Source organism: Pseudomonas sp. LAMO17WK12:I1, assembly GCF_900177315.1.
Taxonomy (GTDB): domain Bacteria; phylum Pseudomonadota; class Gammaproteobacteria; order Pseudomonadales; family Pseudomonadaceae; genus Aquipseudomonas; species Aquipseudomonas marginalis.
Genome location: NZ_FWZV01000011.1, coordinates 260,765 through 277,710 on the forward strand (window position 1 = coordinate 260,765; position 16,946 = coordinate 277,710).

14 protein-coding genes are annotated in these 16,946 nt (G+C 61.1%); 7 read left to right on the top strand and 7 right to left on the bottom strand.

Annotation, left to right across the window (positions count from 1 at the left end; translation table 11 throughout):
• Positions 1-27: 27 nt before the first annotated feature.
• The 4 genes from B9N88_RS21945 (at position 28) to B9N88_RS21960 (ending at position 3,166) form a co-directional block, all read left to right on the top strand.
• On the top strand, positions 28-573 hold the full coding sequence (locus B9N88_RS21945; RefSeq protein WP_027606112.1) for a hypothetical protein: 546 nt from the start codon (positions 28-30) through the stop codon (positions 571-573).
• A gap of 37 nt (positions 574-610) precedes the next feature.
• On the top strand, positions 611-2,206 hold the full coding sequence (locus B9N88_RS21950) for a GMC family oxidoreductase (RefSeq protein ID WP_027606113.1): 1,596 nt from the start codon (positions 611-613) through the stop codon (positions 2,204-2,206).
• A 114-nt stretch (positions 2,207-2,320) separates the two neighbouring features.
• Entirely contained in the window at positions 2,321-2,800 is a 480-nt protein-coding gene (gene coaD, locus B9N88_RS21955) for a pantetheine-phosphate adenylyltransferase (protein ID WP_003176711.1), read from the top strand.
• Between the two features lie 114 nt (positions 2,801-2,914).
• Entirely contained in the window at positions 2,915-3,166 is a 252-nt protein-coding gene (locus tag B9N88_RS21960) for a YfhL family 4Fe-4S dicluster ferredoxin (RefSeq protein ID WP_003195146.1), read from the top strand.
• Between the two features lie 124 nt (positions 3,167-3,290).
• Here the strand turns inward: B9N88_RS21960 and mutM are convergent, their stop codons facing one another.
• Positions 3,291-4,103 (bottom strand): bifunctional DNA-formamidopyrimidine glycosylase/DNA-(apurinic or apyrimidinic site) lyase, encoded by an 813-nt coding sequence (gene mutM / locus B9N88_RS21965; RefSeq protein ID WP_027606114.1) that lies wholly within the window; start codon positions 4,101-4,103, stop codon positions 3,291-3,293.
• A 21-nt stretch (positions 4,104-4,124) separates the two neighbouring features.
• Entirely contained in the window at positions 4,125-4,937 is an 813-nt protein-coding gene (locus B9N88_RS21970; protein WP_169898796.1) for an HDOD domain-containing protein, read from the bottom strand.
• Positions 4,938-5,124: 187 nt separating this feature from the next.
• On the opposite strand from B9N88_RS21970, the gene B9N88_RS21975 reads away from it, so the two are divergent.
• Together B9N88_RS21975 and B9N88_RS21980 are read left to right on the top strand one after the other, a co-directional pair.
• Positions 5,125-6,321 carry a class I SAM-dependent rRNA methyltransferase gene (locus B9N88_RS21975; RefSeq protein ID WP_015373227.1) on the top strand — a complete coding sequence of 399 codons (1,197 nt, stop codon included), beginning with the start codon at positions 5,125-5,127 and terminating at the stop codon, positions 6,319-6,321.
• A 188-nt stretch (positions 6,322-6,509) separates the two neighbouring features.
• Positions 6,510-7,685 (top strand): MFS transporter, encoded by a 1,176-nt coding sequence (locus B9N88_RS21980; RefSeq protein WP_027606116.1) that lies wholly within the window; start codon positions 6,510-6,512, stop codon positions 7,683-7,685.
• Here B9N88_RS21980 and B9N88_RS21985 read toward each other — a convergent pair.
• A complete protein-coding gene (locus B9N88_RS21985) occupies positions 7,660-9,393 on the bottom strand; it encodes a DUF4153 domain-containing protein (RefSeq protein WP_027606117.1) in 1,734 nt (577 codons plus the stop codon). The genes B9N88_RS21980 and B9N88_RS21985 overlap by 26 nt on opposite strands.
• A gap of 277 nt (positions 9,394-9,670) precedes the next feature.
• Between B9N88_RS21985 and ilvD the strand changes: the two genes are divergently transcribed.
• A complete protein-coding gene (gene ilvD, locus B9N88_RS21990) occupies positions 9,671-11,512 on the top strand; it encodes a dihydroxy-acid dehydratase (protein ID WP_027606118.1) in 1,842 nt (613 codons plus the stop codon).
• Positions 11,513-11,575: 63 nt separating this feature from the next.
• Here ilvD and B9N88_RS21995 read toward each other — a convergent pair whose 3' ends face one another.
• The 4 genes from B9N88_RS21995 to B9N88_RS22010 all read right to left on the bottom strand — a co-directional run bounded on the left by B9N88_RS21995 (position 11,576) and on the right by B9N88_RS22010 (position 16,904).
• The gene (locus B9N88_RS21995; protein ID WP_027606119.1) at positions 11,576-14,023 is read right to left on the bottom strand and encodes a TonB-dependent siderophore receptor; all 2,448 of its coding nucleotides are present in this window, start codon (positions 14,021-14,023) and stop codon (positions 11,576-11,578) included.
• Between the two features lie 131 nt (positions 14,024-14,154).
• Positions 14,155-15,111: a FecR family protein gene (locus B9N88_RS22000; protein ID WP_027606120.1), complete on the bottom strand. Its 957-nt coding sequence runs from the start codon at positions 15,109-15,111 to the stop codon at positions 14,155-14,157.
• Entirely contained in the window at positions 15,108-15,641 is a 534-nt protein-coding gene (locus B9N88_RS22005; protein WP_027606121.1) for an RNA polymerase sigma factor, read from the bottom strand. The genes B9N88_RS22000 and B9N88_RS22005 overlap by 4 nt, the downstream gene beginning before the upstream one ends.
• Before the next feature lie 204 nt (positions 15,642-15,845).
• Complete coding sequence (locus tag B9N88_RS22010) at positions 15,846-16,904, bottom strand: HAD family hydrolase (protein ID WP_027606122.1); 1,059 nt, start codon at positions 16,902-16,904, stop codon at positions 15,846-15,848.
• Between the last annotated feature and the right edge of the window lie 42 nt (positions 16,905-16,946).

The following is a 16,946-nucleotide window of genomic DNA, read 5'->3' on the forward strand; positions in this document are numbered from 1 at the left end:
ACCGCCACCCACGGGATAACAATAACAATGAACCCTAGCCTCATTGATTCACCCGCGCTGTCGCGGCGCGGCGTCTTGAAAATCGGTCTGTGTGCCAGCGCTTTCCTGGCCACGGCCGGGCTGGGCGCCAGCCTCAGCGGCTGCTCCAGCAGCACCCCGGCCAGCGGCTTTGCCATGTTGCGCAGCAGTGACCTGCCGTTCCTGCGCGCGGTGATCCCGGTGCTGCTCGAAGGCGTGGCCAGCGCTCAGGATGTGGTCGCCGGGATTGAAGACACGTTGAAAAAACTCGACTACAGCCTGCAACACCTGTCGCCGGAGATGTTCAAGCTCACCCAGCAGCTGTTCGATGTGCTCGGCATGGGCATTACGCGCGGCCCGTTGACCGGCATCTGGGGCAGTTGGGAAAACGCCAGCGCGGAGCAGATCCGCAACTTCCTGCACCGCTGGGAAAACAGCTACCTGAACCTGCTGCGCATGGGCCAGGGCTCGCTGCTCAAGCTGGTGATCATGGCCTGGTACTTCCGGCCCGAATCCTGGGCGCATTGCGGCTACCCCGGCCCGCCGAAGATCTGATTTGCATCCCTCACAATAAAAACAAGAGACGACCCTGATGCCCGTACCCGATCTGTTCCGCGACGGCCTGGCCCGCGGCTGGAAAACCCACGATGGCGCCGCCCTCGACCGCGACCTGACCCTGGAGGCCGACGTGGCCATCATCGGCAGCGGCGCCGGTGGCGGCACCACTGCCGAGATCCTCAGCGCCGCCGGCTACAAAGTACTGTTGATCGAAGAAGGCCCGCTCAAGACCAGCAGCGACTTCAAGCTGCTGGAGGACGAGGCCTACGCCAGCCTGTATCAGGAAGGCATCGGCCGCATGAGCAAGGACGGCGCCATCACCATCCTGCAAGGCCGCGCGGTGGGCGGTACCACGCTGATCAACTGGACCTCCAGCTTCCGTACCCCGGACGCCACCCTCAGCCATTGGGCCAGCGAGTACGCGGTAAAAGGCCACAGCAGTGCAGAGATGGCACCGTGGTTCGAAAAGATGGAGCAGCGCCTGGGCATCGCACCATGGGCCATCCCCCCGAATGCCAACAATGATGTGATCCGCAAAGGCTGCGAAAAGCTCGGCTACAGCTGGCATGTGATCCCGCGCAACGTACGTGGCTGCTTCAACCTGGGTTATTGCGGCATGGGCTGCCCGGTCAACGCCAAGCAGTCGATGCTGGTGACCACCATCCCGTCCACCCTGGAAAAAGGCGGCGAGCTGCTGTACCTGGCCCGCGCCGAGCAGCTCAAATACAGCGGCGACACCATCAGCAGCCTGGAATGCGTAGCGATGGACGCGCGCTGCGTGGCGCCTACCGGGCGCAAGATCACAGTGAAGGCCAAGCATTACGTGCTGTCGGGCGGCGGCATCAATAGCCCGGCGCTGCTGATGCGCTCGGGTGCCCCCGACCCGCATTCGCGGCTGGGCAAGCGGACCTTTTTGCACTTGGTGAACTTCTCCGCCGCATTGTTCGACGAGGTGATCAACCCGTTCTACGGCGCGCCGCAGTCGATCTACTCCGACCATTTCCAGTGGCAGGACGGCACCACCGGCAAAATGTCCTACAAGCTTGAAGCGCCGCCCTTGCATCCAGCATTGGCCAGCACCTTGTTCGGCGGCTATGGCACGCAGAACGCCCTGGACATGGGCCAATTGCCCCATACCCACGCCATGCTCGCGCTGTTGCGTGACGGCTTTCACCCCGACAGCCAGGGCGGCAGCGTGGATTTACGCGGTGACGGTACGCCGGTGCTCGACTATCAGGTCTCACCCTATGCCTGGGACGGCCTGCGCCGGGCCTTCCACAGCATGGCCGAAATCCAGTTCGCGGCGGGTGCCAAATCGGTCAAGCCCATGCACCATGACGCACGGTTCGTGAACACCTTGGCCGAGGCACGCAGCGTCATTGAGGGTTTGAATCTGGAATTGCACCGGACAACCCTGGGCAGCGCCCATGTGATGGGCGGCTGTGCCATGGGCGAAGATCCCAAAAATGCGGTGGCTGACAGCCTCGGTCGCCATCACCAATTGCGCAACCTGTCGATCCACGACGGTTCGCTATTCCCCACCAGTATTGGGGCCAACCCGCAATTATCGGTGTACGGATTAACCGCTCAACTGGCGACAGCCTTGGCCGAACGTCTGAAAACAGCGTGAAAAAACACGCTATTCACGGTGTCTATACGGCTTTCTTATGCATAAGTTGACTTGGCCGACCGGGATGGCTGCGATACCATCCGGTTCCCCAACGGACTCCGCCAGGACGACGCGATGAACCGAGTGTTGTACCCAGGTACCTTCGACCCGATTACCAAAGGCCATGGCGATCTGGTCGAACGCGCCTCTCGTTTGTTCGACCATGTGATCATCGCAGTCGCGGCCAGCCCCAAGAAAAACCCGCTGTTTCCCCTGGAACAGCGCGTGGAGCTGGCGCGTGAGGTCACCAAGCACCTGCCCAACGTGGAAGTGGTGGGCTTTTCCACGTTGCTCGCGCATTTCGCCAAGGAGCAGAACGCCAATGTGTTCCTGCGTGGCCTGCGCGCGGTGTCGGACTTCGAATACGAATTCCAGCTGGCCAACATGAACCGCCAACTGGCGCCGGACGTGGAAAGCCTGTTCCTCACGCCGTCGGAACGTTATTCGTTCATTTCCTCGACGTTGGTCCGTGAAATTGCCGCTTTGGGCGGGGATATCACCAAGTTCGTGCATCCGGCCGTGGCTGATGCGCTGACGCTGCGCTTCAAGAAGTAATGTGGTGGGCGGGCTTGCCCCGCTCACCACAGCTCGCACTGCGGGCGCCAATGCGGCACAATTGCGCGCATTAGTTTTCAGATGCCTTGGCTGACAGCCCTGGCAGGAGTTTCCATGTCCCTGATCATCACCGACGATTGCATCAATTGCGACGTCTGCGAACCCGAGTGCCCGAACGCCGCCATCTCCCAGGGCGAAGAGATCTACGTGATCGACCCTAACCTGTGCACCCAGTGCGTCGGTCACTACGACGAGCCGCAGTGCCAGCAGGTGTGTCCGGTGGATTGCATTCCGCTGGATGAAGCCCATCCGGAGACGGAAGAGCAGTTGATGGAGAAGTACCGGAAGATTACCGGTAAGGCTTGAGCTTCTTTAGTGCCTGGAAAGACCTCATCGGGGGCAAGCCCCCTCCCACATTTTGAACGTATTCACAAATCAAAGTGTGGGAGGGGGCTTGCCCCCGATAGCGATATCAACCACTACACAGCAATCAGCTCTGGCACCTGGGGCAAAACACACTCGCCCGCTGCCCCAGCACCATATTGCGCAGCTCAGTCCCGCAGACCTTGCACGCCTCGCCACCGCGGCCGTAGACGAACAACTCCTGCTGGAAATACCCCGGCTGCCCATCGCCACCGATAAAGTCCCGCAACGTGGTGCCGCCACGCTCGATTGCCGCCGCCAGAATGCGCTTGATCTCGACTGCCAGCTTCAAATAACGCCCGCGTGAAATGCCGCCGGCCGCGCGACGTGGATCAATCCCCGCCGCAAACAACGCCTCAGTCGCATAGATGTTACCTACGCCCACCACCACCGCGTTGTCCATGATGAACGGTTTCACCGCCATCGACTTGCCGCGGGACAGCTGGAACAACCGCTCACCGTCAAACAGCTCGGTCAACGGCTCCGGCCCCAGGCGAATCAGCAGTTCATGGTTGTGCGGGTCCTGGCTCCAGAGCATCGCGCCGAAACGCCGAGGGTCGGTGTAGCGCAGGGCCAGGCCGGATTCCAACTCGATATCCACATGTTCATGCTTGGCCGCCGGCATGCCGACCTCGACCAGGCGCAAGTTGCCCGACATGCCCAGGTGGCTGATCAAAGTGCCCACTTCGGCATTGATCAACAGATACTTGGCGCGCCGCTCCACCAGCACGATGCGCTGGCCGGACAGGCGCACATCCAGGTCTTCCGGGATCGGCCAGCGCAGGCGCCGCTCACGCACCACCACGCGGCTGACCCGCTGGCCTTCCAGGTGCGGCGCAATCCCACGCCGGGTGGTTTCGACTTCTGGTAACTCGGGCATGTGTACCTCGTGAGGGGGGGATCAGTGCGCGCCCAGTTCGCGGATCGACAACTTCAGGCTTTCGAAGTCGTAGTCCGACAGGCCCACATAGTCCAGCACCAGGTGGCCGATGGCATTCCACTCATGGTCCACCGACTGGTTGCCCAGCACGCGGCAGGACGAGCAGATGTGCTCGGCCATCTTCAGGATCGCCAGCAGGTTTTTCAGCTGCGGATTGCGCGACGTCTCATCGCTGAAGATCGCCAGGGCATTGTGGTGGTTGGCGATGGCGTCGGTCACATGCTCCGGCAGGCGCCAGGACTTGGCGGTGTAGTAGCCGACCACCGCATGGTTGGTGTTGAACGCATTGTTTTCGGTGTCGACCACGCGGCAGTCGGGGCCGGCGTTGGCGTAGGCCTCTTCGAGCACCGTCATGTAGTTGGGGAAACGCTTGAGCATCAGCGGCACGCCGCAGTCGTGGAACAGCCCCAGGGCATAGGCCTCGTCCACCGCCTGGGCGCCGGTGCGCTTGGCCAGGGTGAGGCAGGTCATGGCCACGTCCTGGGCGGTGTCCCAGAAGCGGTTGAGGGTGACGATGGTGTCGTCGCTCATCTCGCCCCTGATCGACAGGGCGTTGATCAGGTTGATGATCGAACGGCTGCCCAGCAGGTTCACCGCGCGCTGGATCGAGGCGATCTTGTTGCTCAGGCCGTAATAGGACGAGTTGACGATCTTCAGCAGCGCGCCGGACAGGCCCGGGTCCTGGGAGATCAACCGCGCGATCACTTCCAGGTCCGGGTCGGGCATGTACTGCTCCATCTGCAAATCCACCATGATTTGCGGCTGAGGCGGCACGCTGATGCCTTGGAGGGCCTGCTGGATCTGTTCGGCGGAAAGCTCTTGGGACATAAGTACACACTCTGGGCTAGGTGGGGATTCTAACCCTTATCAACCCTCGGCTGACACCTCCCCGCACATCCGGCAGTCCGGCCATTTCCTACATAACAAGGTATACTCCCGCTCTTTTTTCCGGAGCGACGTCATGTCCCTGCCAAGCCTGCGTCTCAAAGCCAACGCCGATCGTCGTTTGCGCAACGGCCACCTGTGGGTCTACAGCAACGAAATCGACGTGGCCGCCACCCCTCTGCACGGCTTCCAGGCGGGCGACCAGGCCATCCTGGAAGCGGCCGGCGGCAAGACCCTGGGCATCGTGGCCATGAGCCCGAACAACCTGATCTGCGCACGCCTGCTGTCGCGCGACATCAAGTTGCCACTGGACAAGTCGCTGCTGGTGCACCGCCTGAACGTCGCCCTGTCCCTGCGTGATCGCCTGTTCGACAAGCCGTTCTACCGCCTGGTCTACGGCGATTCCGACCTGCTGCCGGGCCTGGTGGTCGACCGTTTCGGCGATATCCTGGTGGTGCAGATCGCCTCGGCGACCATGGAAGCCCATAAAGACGACGTGATCGCCGCCCTGACCCAAGTGCTCAAGCCGAGCGGCATCCTGTTCAAGAACGACTCCGCCGCGCGCGACGCCGAAGGCCTCAACCGCTACGTCGAAACCGTGTTCGGCCTGGTGCCGGAGTGGGTGGCGCTGGAAGAAAACGGCGTGAAATTCGAAGCCCCGGTGATCCAGGGCCAGAAAACCGGCTGGTTCTACGACCACCGCATGAACCGCGCGCGCCTGGCCCCGTATGCCAAAGGCAAACGCGTACTCGACCTGTACAGCTACATCGGCGGCTGGGGCGTGCAGGCCGCGGCCTTCGGCGCCAGTGAAGTGTTCTGCGTCGATGCCTCGGCCTTCGCCCTCGATGGCGTGGAGCGCAACGCCGCGCTGAATGGCGTCGCCGAGAAGATGACCTGCATCGAAGGTGACGTCTTCGAAGCCCTCAAGGAATTGAAAGCCAGCGAAGAACGCTTCGACGTGATCGTCGCCGACCCACCGGCCTTCATCAAACGCAAGAAAGACATGAAGAACGGCGAAGGCGCCTATCGCCGCCTGAACGAGCAAGCCATGCGCCTGCTCAGCAAGGACGGCATCCTGGTCAGCGCCTCGTGCTCCATGCACCTGCCGGAAGACGACCTGCAGAACATCCTGCTGACCAGCGCCCGCCATCTGGACCGCAATATCCAGATGCTGGAACGTGGCGGGCAGGGCCCGGATCATCCGGTGCATCCGGCGATTGTCGAGACGCGGTATATCAAGAGCATTACGTGCCGGTTGTTGCCAAACAGCTAAAGCCAAGCACAGATAAAAATGTGGGAGTGGGCTTGCCCCCTCCCACATTTGTTTTGTGGTTGCCGTGAAAACTTTTCCTACCCAAGCAAGCCACGTCCATTCAGGAAGTTTCTCTCAACACTTTTGATTGAATTCCACTTTTCGCAGACTAGTATCGGTTTCTGGCTTTACTCCGGAAAACAAAAACAATGTCTGGGCCCACCCTCTCCCGCTTCATCCTCATCACCTGCATCTCACTGATCAGCTTTTTCCCGATCAATATCCTGCTCCCGTCGTTCCCCGCCCTGTCCGCCCGGTTCGACACGCCCAGCGCAGACATCGCACTGTCCATCAGCCTGTTCACCCTGGTCTTTTCCATCTCCCAACTGCTCGCCGGTCCGCTTTCGGATAAATGGGGGCGCAAGGAAGTCCTGCTCGGCTGTATCACGCTGTCGATCCTCGGGGCGATAGGTTGCGCCATGGCACCGGATTACCTGACCTTCCTGCTGTTCCGCACGGTCCAGGCCATGGGCTGCGGCTTCTTCGTACTGGGCCATGCACTGGTGGAAGACCTGTTCGACGAACAGGACCGAGCCCGGGTGCGCCTCTATTACATGACCCTGAGCGGCTCGTTTGTCGCGCTGTCGCCGCTGATCGGCTCCTGGCTGCAAACCACCTTCGACTGGCAAGGGAGCTTCTATGGGTTTGCGCTGATGGCATCGGGCATGTTGATCCAGGCGCTCTGTATCCTGCCGTCGAAGTCCTCCAGCCCGCACCGCGAACCGGTATCCATCATCGGCACACTCAAGGCCGTGGCGCGCAATCGGGACTTTCTGCGCTATTGGTGGATCGCCGCCCTGGTGTTTGCCTGCTACTTCGCCCTGATCAGCGTGACGCCGCTGATTTTCATGGATGCGCTGAAGCTGTCCGAATACCAATATGCGCTGGTGCTGATGGTGTACGGCCTGGCCTACCTGCTCGGCGGCGTTGCTGCCTCGTACCTGCAAAAACGCATGGCGCTGTCCCGGCAAATCAATATCGGTCTTGGCTTGCTGCTCGTCGCAGGCGCGCTGTTAACGCTGATCGTCAGCATTGAAGCCATGACCACTGTGACCTTGTTGATCCCGATGCTGATCAGCGCCCTGGCCGTCACCCTGGTCAGGCCCGCCGCGATTTCCGCAGCAATGCTGTTGTTCTCCAGCAGCGCGGGCACGGCGGCGTCGGCGGGCAATAGCATCATGTTTCTCACTGCCGCTGTCGGCAGCGCGGCACTGGCCCAGGCCGGCGATCATCTATTGATGAGCATCGCCCTCAGTTTTATCGGATTCAGCCTCTGGGGGCTGGTGACCAATCGGCGGACTACGGTTCACGAACCACCGGCGTGAGCAACATGTCACTGGACTGCAACTGCCGGTAACGAGGCTTGACCAACGAGATCTTGCCCTCACGGATATCGTGGATCAGGGTCTCGGTGTCCACATAGCCGTCGGGCAGTTGCGTCCATACGAGAGGGCCGCGATCGTCCCATTCGCCCTTATCGTCCAGGACAAAAATGCGCGGCGGCTTGAAGTCATGGCGATAACTGGTGCGGGGTATCGCAAGCACTTCGGGCTGCCCGTCCTGATCGAAGTCCACCGCCCACAACACACAGCCGGGCTCGCACCCAGAGTCAGTGTTCAGGCTGAGCTCGGCAAACTGCTCGCTGCCCTTGGGCTCGGGGCCGATCCATTCCAGCTCGGGCTTGGGCCGGCGGGCACGCTCTTTTTCATACTGTTCACTGAAACTCAGCGAGGTGTCTTCCATCCGCTCACGCAAGGCACGGCGCGATTCCGGGTCCAGAATGCGCTCCTGGTCCAGGTCGACCTGCAACTTGGCATACGCCGCCTCCCCAGCCTTCTCCAGGCCAAAACGCAGGTAGTGCGCGTCAAACTCTTCAGCCTTGGTACGCCCGTCGAGCAAACGCCGGACCTGATCGTCGACGCTCAGGCGCACCGGATCGAGGATCGGCGTGTTGACCAACACCACCAGCCCACAAAACAGCAGCGCCAAGGCCGGGTTGGTAACACGCAGGTTGGCCAGCCAGACCGGCGAACGCAACACCACCGCCCACACGGCCGCCAGGCCATACAAACCACAGAGTAACGCCGCCGCCAGTGCAATGAAGCGCTGTGGCGATAAGGCATATTGCTCGACCCGCAACCAGCTCGAATAAAACGCCAGGGCGGCGAGAATCGGCAGGCACAGCAGGCTCAATTCGATAAACCGCGTTAACCATTTGGGGTACGGTGGAGGTTGAACGCCCTCCTGAAAAACACCATTGAGCAAGAACAGCTGCGCCCCCGCCAGCACCAGCAGAATCGGCGTGGAATAACCCGTCGCCCAAATCCGACCGAGCCCGGTGAACGGCAAGGTCAGGGTAAACAGCAGGCTGATCAGGGCGATCAACGGCAACAACAAGCCACAGGCGCTGAACAGCATGCCGCGCATCTGGCCGATGACTTTCTCGCTGCGCGCCGCCAGGTACATGCCCAAGGCGAACACCAACGGCAAGCTGATGCACAGGAATAGCTGGCTCCAGAAGTGGCGCTCAAAAAATTCGATGCCCAGCATCAGGAACAGTCGGCCCCATAGCTTGAGCAGCAACATGAACACCCCCACCAGGATCAGGGCATACAGCACGATGAATACGCTGTTCCAGGCCTGCTGGAACAGGTCTTCATAACGCCAGCGTTGCCCTTTTTCGGCGGGCCAGGCGAACAGAAACGTGGCACAGACATAGCTCAACACCACCACGCTGATAAACCAGGAATTGATCGCCCAGCGGTTATTGCCGACATGGTCGAGGCCGTAGCAGACCCACAGCGTCATGCCACCCATCAACAGGGTGAATGCCAGCGTAGGCAGCAACGACCGCCACTGTCGGGCTTTTTCCCCCAGCAGTTGCAAGGTGGTACCGCCCACCAACACCACGGTGTAGGTGACAAAAAACACGGTTTCGCTCAAGCGATAGAGCTGATCGGAGTAATAGAAGACGATTCCCTGGATCAGACCGATCAGCAGGTAGAACCCAAGAAAACGATGGATACCGGGCATTCCAATTCCTTTGGAGAGGGGTAGGGGCAAAGGGCCGCCAGTCTAAACAAAGCCAGCGGCCCTGAGTATCCCGTTCCCTCCAGCCGCCAGCGGTGTAGAATCGGCCCTATTCATCGCCAGTCATCCCCCGGCGGGTTTATGAGCTCAAGGCCACTGCGCGCGGCGATCCCGCAGCGTTTGAGGCAACCTCCGGACACACGGCTATTTCTGAGTGCTCCAGACGTCAATAGAAGCTCACTCCCCTGTTTAGTACCTGATTAGCCGCCCGGAGTGCTCCATGCCAGATTACCGCTCGAAAACATCCACCCACGGCCGCAACATGGCCGGCGCCCGCGCACTGTGGCGTGCCACGGGGATGAAAGATGACGACTTCAAGAAGCCGATCATCGCCATTGCCAACTCCTTTACCCAGTTCGTACCCGGCCACGTGCACCTCAAGGACCTGGGCCAACTGGTCGCCCGCGAGATCGAACGCGCTGGCGGCGTGGCAAAAGAATTCAACACCATCGCCGTGGACGACGGCATCGCCATGGGCCATGACGGCATGCTGTATTCCCTGCCGAGCCGCGAGATCATCGCCGACTCCGTGGAGTACATGGTCAACGCCCACTGCGCCGACGCCATCGTGTGCATCTCGAACTGCGACAAGATCACCCCCGGCATGCTGATGGCCGCCCTGCGCCTGAACATCCCGGTGATCTTCGTCTCCGGCGGCCCGATGGAAGCCGGCAAGACCAAACTCGCCTCCCATGGCCTGGACCTGGTCGACGCCATGGTCATCGCCGCCGATTCCAGCGCTTCTGACGAGAAGGTCGCGGAATACGAGCGCAGCGCCTGCCCGACCTGCGGGTCGTGCTCCGGCATGTTCACCGCCAACTCGATGAACTGCCTGGTCGAAGCCCTCGGCCTGGCATTACCGGGCAACGGTTCGACCCTGGCCACCCACAGCGACCGCGAGCAGCTGTTCCTGCAGGCCGGCCGCACCATCGTCGAGCTGTGCAAGCGCTACTACGGCGAGAACGATGAGTCGGTGTTGCCGCGCAATATCGCCAACTTCAAGGCGTTCGAAAACGCCATGACCCTGGACATCGCCATGGGCGGTTCCACCAACACCATCCTGCACTTGCTGGCTGCGGCCCAGGAAGCCGAGATCGATTTCGACCTGCGCGACATCGACCGCCTGTCCCGCCATGTGCCGCAACTGTGCAAGGTCGCGCCGAACATCCAGAAGTACCACATGGAAGACGTGCACCGCGCCGGCGGGATCTTCTCGATCCTCGGCTCCCTGGCCCGTGGCGGCCTGCTGCACACCGACCTGCCGACCGTGCACAGCAAATCCCTGGCCGAAGGCATCGCCAAGTGGGACATCACCCTGACTGACGACGAAGCCGTGCACACCTTCTTCAAGGCTGGCCCGGCCGGTATCCCGACCCAGACCGCGTTCAGCCAGTCGACCCGTTGGGACACCCTGGACGCCGACCGTGAAAACGGCTGCATCCGCAGTGTCGAGCACGCCTACTCCAAGGAAGGCGGCCTGGCCGTGCTGTACGGCAACATTGCCCTCGACGGCTGCGTGGTGAAAACCGCCGGCGTGGATGAATCCATCCACGTCTTCGAAGGCCGCGCCAAGATCTACGAAAGCCAGGACAGCTCGGTACGCGGCATCCTCGCCGACGAAGTCAAGGAAGGCGACATCGTGATCATCCGCTACGAAGGCCCGAAAGGCGGCCCGGGTATGCAAGAGATGCTCTACCCGACGTCGTACCTGAAGTCCAAGGGCCTGGGCAAAGCCTGCGCCCTGCTCACCGACGGCCGTTTCTCCGGCGGCACCTCGGGCCTGTCCATCGGCCACGCGTCACCTGAAGCCGCTGCCGGCGGTGCGATTGGCCTGGTGCAGGACGGCGACAAGGTCCTGATCGACATTCCGAACCGCTCGATCAACCTGTTGATCAGCGATGAAGAGCTGGCAGCGCGCCGGGTCGAGCAGGACAAGAAAGGTTGGAAGCCGGTGGAGAAGCGTCCGCGCAAAGTCACGACCGCGTTGAAGGCCTATGCCTTGTTGGCGACCAGTGCCGACAAGGGTGCGGTACGTAACAAGGCAATGCTGGATGGGCTGTAAGGGCTAACCGCCACACATGAAAATGCCCCGCCAAATGCGGGGCATTTTTATATCCGGATGTAATCAGAACTGCGGCGTGTAGGTCATCGTAAACATCACATTACGCGGATCACCGTAGTAGTTGCTGCCCCAGTTCGCGTTGTAGGCAGGGATGTAATACTTCTTGTCGAACATGTTGTACAGGTTCGCCGCGACGGTGAACTCCTGGTTGATCTTGTAGGCCACCCGCGAATCCCACAGTGCATTGCCCGGCACACTGAAGGTGCGGTCGTAGGCCACGGTACTGCTTTGCGCGGTCACCCCGGCGCCGACGCTGACTTTATTCCAGTCCCCCGGCAATTGGTAATCGCCCCAGACCTTGAGCAAGTGCTTGGGCGTCCAGGTACTGAAGACCTTGCCTTCGTAGGTGTCGTCCTTGAGGAATTTGGTGGTGTTGTAGGTGTAACTGGAGACCAGTTGCAAACCCGGCAGCACTTCGCCGCTCAATGTGGCTTCCAAGCCTTGGCTTCGGACCTTGCCCGAGGCGACCGAGCAGTACCAGCCATCGCAGTTCATCGGCCCTTGAAGGTCTTGGACGCCGCGATTTTCCTGATCATAACGGAAGATCGCGAACGAGGTATTCAGACGACCATCCGCCAACTCACCCTTGAGACCCAGCTCGTAGTTCTTGCCCTCGATAGGCTTGAGCAAGGAGCCGGAAGTTGTCCGGTTGGTTTGTGGTTCGAACGCATCGGCGTAACTGGCATAGGCAGACCATTGGTCATTGAGGGCATATACCAGGCCCGCATACGGCGTGACCTTGCCATTCGTCTGAGTGGCGCTTCCGGACGGACTGCCGTACACCCCCCTGGAACCACTCTGGTCGATGTAGGAATAGTCATACCAACTGGTACGTGCACCAACGATCAAGGTCAGCGGATCGAGCACTTTCACGCGCCAGGTGCCGTAGATGCCTTTCTGACGAATGTCGTACCAGCTCCTCGACGCATTTCCTGCCTGAAACAGCTGGTACTTATCGCGCTGCGGACGGTTGTGGTCGATGTTGAAAATATCGGCGCCAGCCGTCGCCGCACGGGCCCATTGGTCGTCTGTGGTGAGCTTGGAATAGTTGGCGCCCAACACCATCTCCTGTTGGAAACCCAGGCCTTCAAACTCGCCGTTGACATACACATCCGCACCACGACTTTTGGTATTGAAGTCGGTAACCCAGTCCACATAGCGCACGTTACCGGTGTCGCCGGGGTTGGGGATGGCGTCCCACGTCGCTTGGTATGTCGCGTCGTTATGTTCGTCCATCGCCACGAGGGCGGCTTTCACTTTCCAGTCGTCGTTGAAGCGATGCTCGATGTCGGCGAACACCTGGGTCTGGTTGTTGACGGCGCGGTTCCAGCTGGCACCGACGAAGGTGGAGCGTGACAGGCCAATATCGTTGCCGTTGGCGTAACGGGGCAGCGACATGAAGTTGGGGCGTGAATGGCCTTTCTGGTTGCTGATACCAACACCCACGGTGGTGTCAGGCGTGAAGTCGTAGTCCACCGCCCCGTAGACCGTCTGATTCCAGCCGCCGGCATAGTCGACAAAGGAATCGGTGGTGTCGTAATCCGCCACAAAGCGGCCGCGCAACGTGCCTTCGGCGTTCAGCGGCCCCCCCGCATCCACCTGGGTGCCATAGTGATCCCACGAACCGGCCTTGGCGGTGACGGTCACCGTAGGCGCCTGCTGGCCGCGCTTGCGCACCAGGTTCATGGTGCCGCCGGGGCTGTTGGCGCCTTGCAGCAAAGCGGCCGGACCGCGCAAGGTTTCGACGCGGTCGTAGATCGCCATGTTTTCGGTAAGGTAGCTGCCCAGCGCGTAGGTGTTACGCGGGATGCCGACGCCGTCGTATTGCAGGGTGCCGATCTCGAAGCCACGGGAGAAGATGAACATGCCGGGGCCCGGGGATTTGGTCGCGGTCAGGCCGGGCGTGCGCTTGACCACTTCGGAGAGCTTGGTGGTGTTCTGGTCGTCCATCTGCTTGCGGGTCATGACGCTGACCGATTGCGGGATGTCCTTGAGTTTCTGTTCGCCCTTGCCCAGGGTCACTGCGCCGGTGGTGTAGGAGCCGCTGCCTTCGGTGGTGGCGCCCAAGTGTTCGGCGCTGATGGTGGTGGCGCCGACTTCGATGGCGGAGCCTGTGTCCATGCGCTTTTCCAGGGTCACGGTGTCCGCGTTGATAAACGCCGCACTCAGCCCGGTACCGCCGAGCAGTTGCCCCAAGGCTTCGCGCTGGCCGAGGCTGCCTTTGACACCCGGCGACAGCACGCCCTGGGTCAACTCACCCGACACCAGCACCTGAACTCGCGTCACCGCGGAAAACGCCGCCAGCGCACCGTCCAGGCTTTGCCCTGCAATATCGAAACGGTAGGTCTGGGCCTGGGTGGTGTCGGCGGCCTGCAAATACAGCGGCGCAGTGCCACAGGCCATGGAAATGGCCAGTGCCAACAAGGACCGTGCGGCGAATCGATGTGCCATGGATGGTGCTCCCCGGTGCAAAAAGTCTGTGATCGGCGCCGCACTACTTGAGAGTACTTACTATTTACGCCTCAGTGATCAAGGACGAGTGCCTGGGGAGAAACCCTGAAAGTTTTTTCAAAAAGTTGCGATTACGATGCCTTGCCTTCGCGCAACACCAGTAAATATGGGGTGTAGTGCTCGGCACGCAGGTTAAGGGTGTACTCCAGCGCTTTGATCACGGCTTCGGGTTTGTCGATTTCAAACACACCCGACACCACGCGGTTGCGCAGCGCATCACCGAGCACCAGAGTCTTGCCGGGCCAATAGCGATTCAACTCGCTCACCACTTCCGACAGCGGCTGCTGGCGGAACACCAGTTGCCGTTGGCGCCAGGCAAAGCCGCTGGCCGGGTCGAAAGCATGCACCTCGGCCAGGCGCTGGCCTTGATATTCCACGGCCCGCCCTGGCTCCAGGTACACCGGTTCACCGCTGCCAGCACTGACCTGCACCTTGCCCTGCGCCACCTGCACCCGCGTCTGCGCATCGCGCCGCGCAACGCTGAACTGCGTCCCGACCACCTTCACCCAGCCGTCGCCGGACTGCACCACGAACGGCCGTGTCGAATCCTTGGTGACGTCGAAAAAGCCTTCGCCACGCAGCAAACGGATTTGCCGTTCGCCCCCGCTCAAGCGGATCTGCACCGCGCTGTCGGTGTTGAGTTGCAGGTGCGAGCCGTCGGCCAGTTCGATGCTGCGCGACTCGCCGGTGCCGGTGGTGTAGTCCGCGCGCAGGCGATCGAGCCATGGCGTGTTCTGCACGGTAAGCCCCACGGCCAGCAACACCGCCGCAGCACACGCGCAACGCTGCCAGGCTCGCGCCGGTTTGCGCCAGGCGGCCTGTTCGGCGCGGCGAATCACCCGCGCAGGTTCGCGCAGTCCACCGAGCATCGCCTGCACTTCCTGCCAGGCGTCATCCTGGGCCGGGCCTTGCCCCAGCCAGGCGGCAAAGGCGTCCATGTCGGCCGGCGTCACGTCCTCGGCCTGCAGGCGGAAATACCAGCCGGACGCTTCGTCAAACAACACGTCGGCAGTGGAGGTGGCGGTCATGAGCGACGTCCTTGTTCATCGCAGGCAAGCCGCGTCTTGATGTACGCGCGGCATTCAATCAAGGCGCGACGCAGTTGGTATTCCACACTGCGTGCCGTGATCGACAGGCGTTCGCCAATCTCGCGGTAGGAAAGTTCGTCGACATGATAAAGCAGGAAGATCTGCCGAGTCGCTGGGGGCAACGCCAGGATCGCATCCTGCATCAGTTGTTCCTGTTGGTAGACGGCTAATTGCTCGTCGGCACCCGGATTGCTGCACGGCAGCTCTTCGCTGGGCTCGCCCGCGTCCAGGCGCTCACGGCGGATGGCCTGGCGCTGGTGATCGCGCACCAGGTTGCTGGCGATGGTGAAGAGGAAGGCTGGAAGGTTGTCGATCTTTTCGCCGCAGTCCATGCGAGCCAGGCGCAGGAACGACTCCTGAGTCAGGTCGGCGGCCACCTGGGCGCTGCCGGTGCGGCGAGTGACGAAGGCTTCGAGGGCTTTCTTCTGCTCCGCGAACAGGCGCGCGATCTGCGAATTCCAGGAGGGCACAGCACTACCTTGAGAAGAACGGAGGGTTCAGGAAGTGCGCACGCTAGCAGAGGATGAGATTTGTTCGCAATTGATATCTATTTTAGGCTGGATTTTGTAGTGCCCTTGAGTCCGCCATCGGGGGCAAGCCCCCTCCCACCTTTTGATGTGTGAACACATTAAAAATGTGGGAGCTGGCTTGCCTGGGATGCAGGCGACCCGGTGTTACTGAATCTCGTCAGGCTTGACGATCACCCAGTTCTTGTCCGCCGTCACCGGCAACCCTTCCTTGGCTTGCGCCGCGGCATGCTTGGCGATCATGCCGTTGAGTTGGGTCATGTATTTGTCCTTGCGGTTGATCCACAGGTGGATACCGCCCTTGGCCACGTCCACATCGTGGAACAGCATGTAACCGTCGCTGGTCGGCGTATCGCCGCCGACGATCACCGGTTTTTTCCATTCATCGATGTAGGTGAGGATCGCCGCGTGCTTGCCGGCCATCCAGGTGGCAGGGGTCCACAGGTAGGGGGTCAGCTCCAGGCCGAGGTTGGCTTTTTCGTCGTATTTGCCGGCGGCGATCTGTTTACGTGCGGTGGTCAGTTCGCCGGTGTTGCGGTCCTTGAGCAGGGTGGTCACGCCGATGACATTCTCGGGTTTGACGTTGTAGCCGTACTTCGGATCGGCGGCGACCATGCGCACCAGCTCTTCCGACGCGGCGGTCATCACGTACACCTCGATGCCGTTTTCCATCAGCTTGTTGTACAGCTCGGCCTGGCCAGTGAAGACCTTCGGCGGCTGTACCTCGGACTGCTTGACCACGTCGCCTTCGAAATAGCTGACCGGCACCGGTTTGCCGGAGGCCATCAGTTCATCCACCTGGACCTTGAGTTCCTTGAGGGTGAAGCCGGAAAACACCTGCGCAACCCACGGGTAGCAGACCATGTCGTCGACTTCGCAAAGGCGGTAGTAGTAACTGAACAGACTTTCCTTATGGTCGGCGGTGTCTTTGAACGGCATAAGCTTGAGCGACGGGTCGAGGCTGTCGCGGGTGATCAGGCCCTTGTTTTCCATGTAGGGCAGCAGGGACTCTTCGAGGTCGTAGCGGTAGCTGGTGTTGTCCATGTCGAACACCGCGAAGTTACCCTTATTGGCGTTGGCGGCGATCATCTCGTTCAGTTGTTTGGCGGCGGGTGCCGGCCAGTGTTTCAACTCGGTGGCGGCGAACGCCTGGCTGGCGAGTCCGAGGCAGAATGCGGCGGCTAGTAATTTCGGCGCGAGCTTCATAGGCGTTGTCTCCCTGAGTGAAAGACATGGACGCTAACAAAT